The organism is Nocardiopsis protaetiae (assembly GCF_045446735.1).
In the GTDB taxonomy this organism is placed as follows: Bacteria; Actinomycetota; Actinomycetes; order Streptosporangiales; family Streptosporangiaceae; genus Nocardiopsis; species Nocardiopsis protaetiae.
In genome coordinates, this window is the sequence record NZ_JBJJBV010000325.1 from 1 (window position 1) to 7914 (window position 7914).

The 7914-nt window shown below is 69.7% G+C and carries 5 protein-coding genes and 1 tRNA gene; 4 read left to right on the top strand and 2 right to left on the bottom strand.

The window, feature by feature from the left end; genetic code table 11:
• The first annotated feature begins 97 nt into the window (after positions 1–97).
• Positions 98–1633, top strand: coding sequence for an IS1634 family transposase (locus ACJOT3_RS30690; RefSeq protein ID WP_406976625.1), 1536 nt, complete (start codon positions 98–100; stop codon positions 1631–1633).
• Between the two features lie 2867 nt (positions 1634–4500).
• On the opposite strand, the gene ACJOT3_RS30695 is transcribed toward ACJOT3_RS30690, so the two are convergent.
• Positions 4501–4809 carry a hypothetical protein gene (locus tag ACJOT3_RS30695; RefSeq protein ID WP_406976626.1) on the bottom strand — a complete coding sequence of 103 codons (309 nt, stop codon included), beginning with the start codon at positions 4807–4809 and terminating at the stop codon, positions 4501–4503.
• A 258-nt stretch (positions 4810–5067) separates the two neighbouring features.
• Between ACJOT3_RS30695 and ACJOT3_RS30700 the strand changes: the two genes are divergently transcribed.
• The 3 genes from ACJOT3_RS30700 (at position 5068) to ACJOT3_RS30710 (ending at position 6374) form a co-directional block, all read left to right on the top strand.
• Positions 5068–5886, top strand: a complete 819-nt coding sequence (locus ACJOT3_RS30700; RefSeq protein ID WP_406976627.1) for a helix-turn-helix domain-containing protein — start codon at positions 5068–5070, stop codon at positions 5884–5886.
• Positions 5887–5985: 99 nt separating this feature from the next.
• Positions 5986–6108 (top strand): DLW-39 family protein, encoded by a 123-nt coding sequence (locus ACJOT3_RS30705; protein WP_218619584.1) that lies wholly within the window; start codon positions 5986–5988, stop codon positions 6106–6108.
• 193 nt (positions 6109–6301) lie between these two features.
• Positions 6302–6374 (top strand) — tRNA-Ala (locus tag ACJOT3_RS30710).
• 284 nt (positions 6375–6658) lie between these two features.
• Here the strand turns inward: ACJOT3_RS30710 and ACJOT3_RS30715 are convergent.
• The coding region (locus tag ACJOT3_RS30715; protein WP_406976628.1) for an MFS transporter at positions 6659–7914 on the bottom strand (1256 nt) is incomplete at its 5' end.

Below are 7914 nucleotides of genomic sequence, written 5' to 3' on the forward strand. Positions count from 1 at the left end.
AGTAGCACGGCGAGAAACAACCTGATGACCTGGCCTGATAGTGCTCGGGAAGGGTGATCGGGGTGACTAATCGCGGTGCCGGCCATAGCGTGAACAGGTGGCATCGTTCATCCGGAAGGTCCCCACCGCATCAGGCGCGCAAGCGGTCCAGATCATCCACAAGCACGGCCGCCAGATCGTGGACATCGACCACATCGGTTCGGCCCACAACGACGCCGAACTCGCCGCGCTGATGGAGATCGCCCACCAGCGACTGCACCCGGGCCAGCTCACCCTGGACCTGAATGTGGGCCCGACCCCCGCGACAGAACCCGAACCCGCGCCCCGCACCAGCACCGGCAGCGGCCCCAGGGTCGTGGGCACCCGCTCCGAACTGCTGTGGAACACCCTGGCCGACGCCCACACCCGCCTGGGCTTCGATGCCGTGCGCGATGCCACCTTCACCAAACTCGTGCTCGCCCGCATCGTGGAACCCACCTCCAAAGCCGACACCCTGCGGGTCCTGGACGAACTCGGCGTTCCCGCGCCCTCGCTGCGGACCGTCTTTCGCTGCCTGGCCCGCTGCCAGGAGCGCGACTACCGCCGACGCATCACCGACGCCTGCCTGGCCCACGCCCGCTCCACCACCGGCCTGGCCCTGCTCATGTACGACTGCACCACCTTGTACTTCGAGGCCGAGAAAGAGGACGGCCTGCGCAAGGTCGGGATGAGCAAGGAACGCCGCGTGGACCCGCAGATCCTCGTCGGCCTGCTGGTGGACGCCACCGGTTTCCCGCTGGCGGTGCACTGCTTCGAGGGCAACAAAGCCGAGACCAGGACCCTGCTGCCTGTGGTCACCGAACTCATCGAAGACCTGCCCGGGGCGAAGGACGTCGTCGTAGTGGCCGATGCCGGCATGCTCTCGGCCGCCAACCTCAACGCCCTGGAGAAAGCGGGACTGCGGTTCATCGTCGGCTCGCGCATCACCAAGGCGCCCTACGACCTGGCCGAGCACTTCCAGGCCCGCGGCACCTACTTCGAAGACGGGCAGATCCTCGAATCGGCGCGGGTGATGGGCACCGGCCGCAATGCCCGTACCCGGCGGGTGGTCTACCAGTACCTGTTCGAACGCCACCAGCGCGACCAGCGGGCGATCAACGCCCAGATCAGCCGGGCCGAGAAGGTCGCCGACGGGACCCGGCCGGTGAAGAAGGACCGGTTCGTGCGCCTGGACGGTACCGACAAAGGGGTGGACTGGGACCTGGTCCAGCGGGCCCGGGACCTGGCCGGGCTGAAGGGCTATGTCACCAACATCGCCCCGGAGGTGATGGGCGGCCAGGCGGTGATCGATGCCTATCACGACCTGTACCAGGTGGAGCGGTCCTTTCGGATGGCCAAGTCCGATCTGGCCGCGCGGCCGGTGTTCCACCACGTGCGCGAATCGATCGAGGCGCACTTGACCATCGTGTTCACCGCTTTGGCCGTCTCCCGGCACCTCCAGGCCGCCGGTGGGGTGTCGATCCGTAAGATCGTGCAGACGCTGCGGCCGTTGCGGTCCGCGGTCATCGAGATCAGCGGTCACCGGCTCACCGCCGCACCCGACATCCCCGAGAGCGCCCGCGAGATCCTCGACCGGCTCAAGGGTTCGGGGTGACTAAAAGCGGCACGAGTCAGGCCTGGTGTCCTCAACTCCGGGGGGTTTCCGCTTTCCCTGGGGCCCCGGCCCCAGCCGGGTCACGCCATTGGAGTCCCCAGACCCAGGGGGTGAGACAGCAAGAGCAGGTTTCCAGAACGGCAACCATCTGCGGAGGGCGGTGTAGGGGGCCGCTCTCGGTCGCGTTGGTCTCCACGGGTCACCGTTTGGGAACGTACAGACCCGGGCTGGGCGCGGAGCCGTCCCCACGGTACGAGGCCCGGCAGACCAAGAGGCGTACGCGTTGGGCTCACGTCCGGGGTGGTGGGGGTGTTTTTTCGGGGACGGGTCGGGGCACAGCGCACATCCCCGACCACACAGGTCCACGGAAAGACGCTCCGACTGGAAACAGGCTGTTGCACAGACCTCGCTTGAAAGCCCGACCACCTGGTGTAGTAACCCCGGCCCCGATCGCCTTCCCCGCCTCAGGGGGTGTCGGGAGGAAGGACCGGGGCCTGCGCTCCAGAGAGGGTGAAACCCCGGCCCCGATCGCCTTCCCCGGCCCCAGGGGGTGACCCGCACCCACACTGCCGGTGGTACCGGCGGCGGTCCCGCCTTCCGAAACCCCCTGTCCCCGGGCTCAAGGACAAGTACGGCCGTCACCCCCTGCGGCGGGGGTCCCGGTCCTTCCTCCCGCCACCCCGGGGCCAAGACCACGGATGACCGCGGCCGTCACCCCCAGCGGCGCAGGCCCCGGTACCTGCCGTCTCCACTCCCTGGGGCGGGGTGGCGGTTCCCTTTCCGGTCTGGGGTTGGGGCTGCGGGTATCTGCGGCCGTCACCCCCTTGGGGTTCAGGTTCCGGTTCTTCCTCCGGACACCCCCTTGGGTTGAGGAGGGCATTGACGGCGGGGGTTACCCCGTCTGTGGTCGGGCTTTCAAGCGAGGTCTGCGCAACAGCCTGTTTCCAGTCGGAGCGTCTTTCCGTGGACCTGTGTGGTCGGGGATGTGCGCTGTGCCCCGACCCGTCCCCGAAAAAACACCCCCACCACCCCGGACGTGAGTCCAACGCGTACGCCTTTTTGGTCTGCCGGGCCTCGTACCGTGGGGACGGCTCCGCGCCCAGCCCGGGTCTGTACGTTCCCAAGGGGTGACCCGTGGAGACCAACGCGACCGAGAGCGGCCCCCTACGCCGCCCTCCGCAGATGGCGGGCCACTTGGAAACCTGCTCTTGCTGTCTCACCCCCAGCACACCGGGCCGAGTTCCGCTCTACCGAAACCCCCTGGGGTCGGGGCGGGAGGCCTCGTGCGGCCGTCACCCCCTGCGGCGGGGGAGGCCAGGGATCTGGCCGGGTTGGGGCTAAGGACCCCCGGTCGGGTGGGAAACCCCCCGGGGCCAGGGCCAGAGGCCTCCTGCCGCCCTCACCCCCTGCGGCGGAGGTGGCCAGGGATGTGACAGGGCTGGGGCCAAGGCCCCGGGGAAGGTGGGAAACCCCCCGGGGCCAGAGCGGGAGACCTCGTGCCGCCGTCACCCCCTGCGGCGGGGGCGGCCAGGAAGGTGATCGGGCTGGGGCTGAGGACCCCGGGCAAGTGGGAAACCCCCTGGAATGGAGGTCCCGGTCGGGTGGGAAACCCCCTGGGGTCGGGGGCCGGAGGCCTCCTACTATCGTCACCCCCTGCGGCGGGGGTGGCCAGGGATGTGGCTAAGAGCTCCGGGAAGGGGATGGGCTGGGGCTAAGGCCCCAGGCAGGTGGAAACCCCCCGGGGTCGGGGCGGAAAGCCTCCTGCCGCCGTCACCCCCTGCGGCGGAGGTGGCCAGGAAGTGACCGGGTGGGGGCCAAGGTCTCAGGTCAGGTGGGTAACCCCCTGGGGTCGGGGCGGGAGGCCTCCTACTACCGTCACCTCCTGCGGCGGGGGAGGCCAGGGACGTGGCCGGGCTGGGGTTGAGGACCCAGGGTAGGTGGGAAACCCCCTGCGGCGGGGGAAGCGCAACGCCCTCCGGCCGTGGCTGAGGGCTCCAGGTAAGTGGGAAACCCCCTGGGGGGGGAGGTCCCGGTACCCGCAACCCTCACCCCCACAGGACCGGGGACGGAGGTAACGCCTCCGCCCACCCCCTGGAACCGGAGGAACCGATCCCTCCCCCGAGCTGTGCCGGGGCCCCGAACAGGCGACCTTCACCCCCCACAGCGTTAACAGAACATGCGTGCACCCGACCGCCGACCCCCGGGCACAAAAAAGAGGGCCGCCCACGGCGACCCCCCACGGCCAAGACCCCGCCCAGACGGACAACCCCCTGCGGCCAGCCGGGAACACCACCGCAGCCTCCACCCCAAGGCGTTGGGAAAGTACAACGCCCCCCGACTGTGGCGAAGGCCCCAGAAAAAGACACAAAGACAGGATGTGGCGAGGGCGAGGCCCCCGGCAGGGCCACCCCCTGAGCCCGTGGCGGGAGGCTTTGCCGCGCTCCCCCGGAGGTCCAGAGGCCGCAGGACCCCGGCGGCATGACCGACCCGAAGCCGGCCCGAGCCCAGGCCCGGCCCCGGTGCGCACACCGCTTGGAGGGGCGCGCTCAAGGCGCTTGCGCCGGCTGGTCGCGGGCAGCCCGTGGGGCGGGTCGTCCCCCCTGGGACCGTGGGCACTCCGAGGGTGCGGGTGGCGGTCGGGGGACCCGCGTGGGTGTGGAGGGGGTGCGGCTGTTGTGCGGGGGTCAGTCCTCGTCGGCGGTCTCGATGAGCTGCCGGAGCAGCACAACGAAGTCCTCGTCGCTCATGGCGGACCAGTCCACGTGCTCGTTCATGCTTGCGGTGTCCCCAAACTGGCCACCGATAAGCCTGCGCTACGTGAATTGATGTGAGAAGTCTGGGTTAACTCCGCATCGTTCCAGGTCGGCTCAGATACGCCGCTGGAGGGCGCCCCGGCATTCCGGGCAGCGGCAGCGCTTGTTGTACCCCGTGACGGTGCCGTGCGGAAGGGACGGGTCGCGCTGGGCCGTGAGGGTGGAGTCGAGCTGTTCCCCGAACGGCTGGAGGATCCGCGCGGTGGAGAACACCTGCTTGGGGCTGATGTCCAGCTCCGCGGCCGCCTCGTCGATGTGCTTCCCCATCCGGAGTTTCGCGATGAGACGGGAGCGGGTGCTCGGCGGCATGTCCGCTTCGGCGTTCGCGATCAACTGCTCGACGTCGTCGATGGGGTGGCTCATGGGTTTCCTCTACGTGTGCGGGCGAGCCCGCCGGGGCGGGCACCTTCTGCATCGTACGCGGTTTCCGCAGTTGTGGCCCGTGGGGATGGTGGGGCTGTTGATTTCCGGTCCGGGAAGCTCGTCACTGTTAGTGGCGGGCGACTTTCCCTCTTAATGCATCGAATCAGCCGCTCTTTTCTAGAAACTCATTGCTAGATGCTAGATGCCGTGTTTCGCTGGTCACATACCTTCGACACTCTCCGTCATTGGAACGGTGCCATGACCAGTCCCACGGTCCGCCGTCGGCGGTTGTCCGCCGAACTTCGCCGTCGTCGCGTTCAAGCGGGTCTGACCCTCAGTGATGTCGCCGACGAACTGGAATGGTCCCCGGCCAAGTTGGGCCATATCGAGACGGGGATCCGCAAGTGGCCGTCGGTCATGGAGATCTCCGCGCTGCTGAGACTGTACGGGGTCACCGGCGGGCAGCGGGAGGCGATCCTCACCCTGGTGCGCGAATCGCGGATGCGGCCCTGGTGGACCGAGTACGAGGACGTCCTGTCCTCGGCCTACGTCGGCAACGAGGCCGGGGCGGTCTCGCTGCGGGTGTACGGCGGGATCCTCGTGCCGGACCTGTTGCAGACCCCCGACTACACGGCGCTGGTGGGCCGCGCCCTCGGCTACGGGGACGCGGCCGTGGAACGGATGGTCGCCGCCTACCTCAAACGCCAGGAGGTGCTGGAGCAGGTCCGCTACCACGCGATCGTGGAGGAGGACGCCCTCCAGCGCATCTCGGGCGACCGCGGCCTGCTGCGGGCGCAGACCACCCGGATCATCGAGGCCGCCTCCGACCGGGTCACCGTGCAGCTGCTGCCGACCTCGGCCGGCCCGCACCCGGGCATCGCCGGTCCGTTCTCCGTGCTGGAGTTCGACGAGGACGAGGCGGACCTGGCGTACGTGGACGCCACCCAGGGAGGAACGATCGTGGAAGCCGACGAAGCGGTCGCCGCCTGCAAGAAGGTCTGGGCGGAACTGACCCGGATCGCCCTGTCCCCCAAAGCCACGGTCGGGATCCTGCGGCGGATGGCGCTCCTCACCTGACGGCTTGCTAGTCTGCTAGGTGACAACCTCATAAAGTTCTCTACGTAGCCCTCCTGTGGGGGCTTCGTGACGAACCGGATCAACGAAAGGGTCCAGACAGTGAAGAAGATCATCGTTCTGGCGCTGGTGGCCCTCGGGGCTTTCGCCATCTACCGCAAGATCCAGGCGGACCGTGCCGAGCTCGACCTGTGGACCGAGGCCACGGCGGCCGGCGAGAACTGAGCCCGTTCGGCGCGGCGCGCGCCGTCCGACGCCAGTGTGTGACACGAAGACGTGGGTGGGCCGACGTTCCCGTGGTGCGGCCCACGGCTTTGTGGCGTTCGACCCCTGACCTGCGGCCCCCGCGGTCGTGATCGGGGGCGCGCCCTGGTGAGGGTATGCTCTGCGTAGCGACCGGGCCTGGTACCGGGTGCGAGGGGCCATAGCTCAGCTGGCAGAGCGCCGGTTTTGCATACCGGAGGTCAGGGGTTCGACTCCCCTTGGCTCCACTTCACTTCAGGAACGACCCTGCTCGGAGGACTCCGTCCTCCTTGCCGGGTCGTTCCGTCGTTTTACCGGGGGGAGACCCCCCGAGGCACCCCCCTGTGGCCGAGGTCGCGCAGATCGGCGGGGTCGCCGGAGCGGTCTCTTGCAACGGGAGGCTGCGCCTCAAGGGCCGTGGCCGGCTTGCCCGGGGCCGTTCCGTCGTTGCGGACGTGGTAGGCGGGGACCCCTGAAGGGGTCCCCGTTCTCTGTTTCCGGCCCTGGTACGTATATGGACCGGGTACGGTCGCTATCTCCCCCGTCGGCGCAGGACCACCGGTAGCGCCAGCAGTGCCAGTGCCGCGCCCAGGAGCGGGGCGGCGGTGGCGCCGATGCCGTCCACCGCCAGGCCGCCCAGGAGGGCGCCCAGGGCGATGGCGATGTTGAACGCGGAGACGTACAGCGAGGACGCCGCCTCGGTCGTGTCCGGCGCGGCGTCGATGATCCAGGTCTGGAAGGTGACCGGGACGGCGCCGTAGCCCAACCCCCACAGCACCATGAGCGCCCCCGCCGTGAGCACGCCGGTGTCGGTGAACGCCACCAGCAGCATGGCCGCCGCCAGGACCACCGCGATCCCCGCGACGGTGGGCCGCAGCCACCGCCCGATGAGCGCCCCCGCGATGAAGTTGCCGCAGATCCCGGCGACGCCGAAGGTGAGGAGCAGCACCCCGATCATGTTGTCGGCGATCCCGTCGCCCTGGAGGATCGGCCGGATGAAGGTGTACGCCAGGAAGTGCCCGGTGATCACCAGCAGGGTGAGGACGATCCCGGCCCGGACCCCGGCGTTGCCCTTCCACACCAGCGGCAGGTCGGCGAACCCGAGGGTGCGCCGGGCGGGGATCCTCGGCGTGAGGATCAGGATCCCCATGAGGGAGACGAGGCCGAGCACGCCCACGGCGGCGAACGCGGGGCGCCAGCCGCCGAGGTCGCCCAGGAAGGTGCCGGCGGGGACGCCCAGGACGGACGCGGTCTCGACGCCGCCGAAGATGACGGCGGTGGCCCGGGTGACGTGCTTCTCCGGCACCAGGCGCAGGGCGATGCCGCCGGCGATGGACCAGAATCCGCCGACGCTGACGCCGACGAAGAACCGCGCGGCCAGGACGACCGCGAAGTGGGTGGCGAACGCGGAGGCCAGGTTGGCCAGGCCCATCAGGGCGATCAGGACCGCCAGCACGATGCGGCGGTCGACGCGGCCGGTGGCCACGGTCACCAGGGGCGCCGAGACGGCGGCCACGATGCCGGGGACGGTCACCATGAGTCCCGCGGTGCCCTCGGAGACGTCCAGGTCGGTGCCGACCGGGGTGAGCAGGCCCACCGGCAGGAGCTCGGAGGTCATCAGGGAGAAGATGCCCAGGGTGACCGCCAGGACGGCGAGCCACCCCCGGACGGGTGTCGGGGTGGTGGTGGGGGTGGTGGTCGTGGTCACTTCGGTTCTCCGGGAGTGAGGGGGCGCGGGCGGCGGCCGGTCCGCCGCCCGCGCGGCGGTCAGAGGGTGCCGGGCGTCTT

Coding starts and splice junctions, on each gene's coding strand:
- ACJOT3_RS30695 (WP_406976626.1), bottom strand. CDS start 4,809: ATGAGCCACCCCATCGACGACGTCGAGCAGTTGATCGCGAACGCCGAA.
- ACJOT3_RS30700 (WP_406976627.1), top strand. CDS start 5,068: ATGACCAGTCCCACGGTCCGCCGTCGGCGGTTGTCCGCCGAACTTCGC.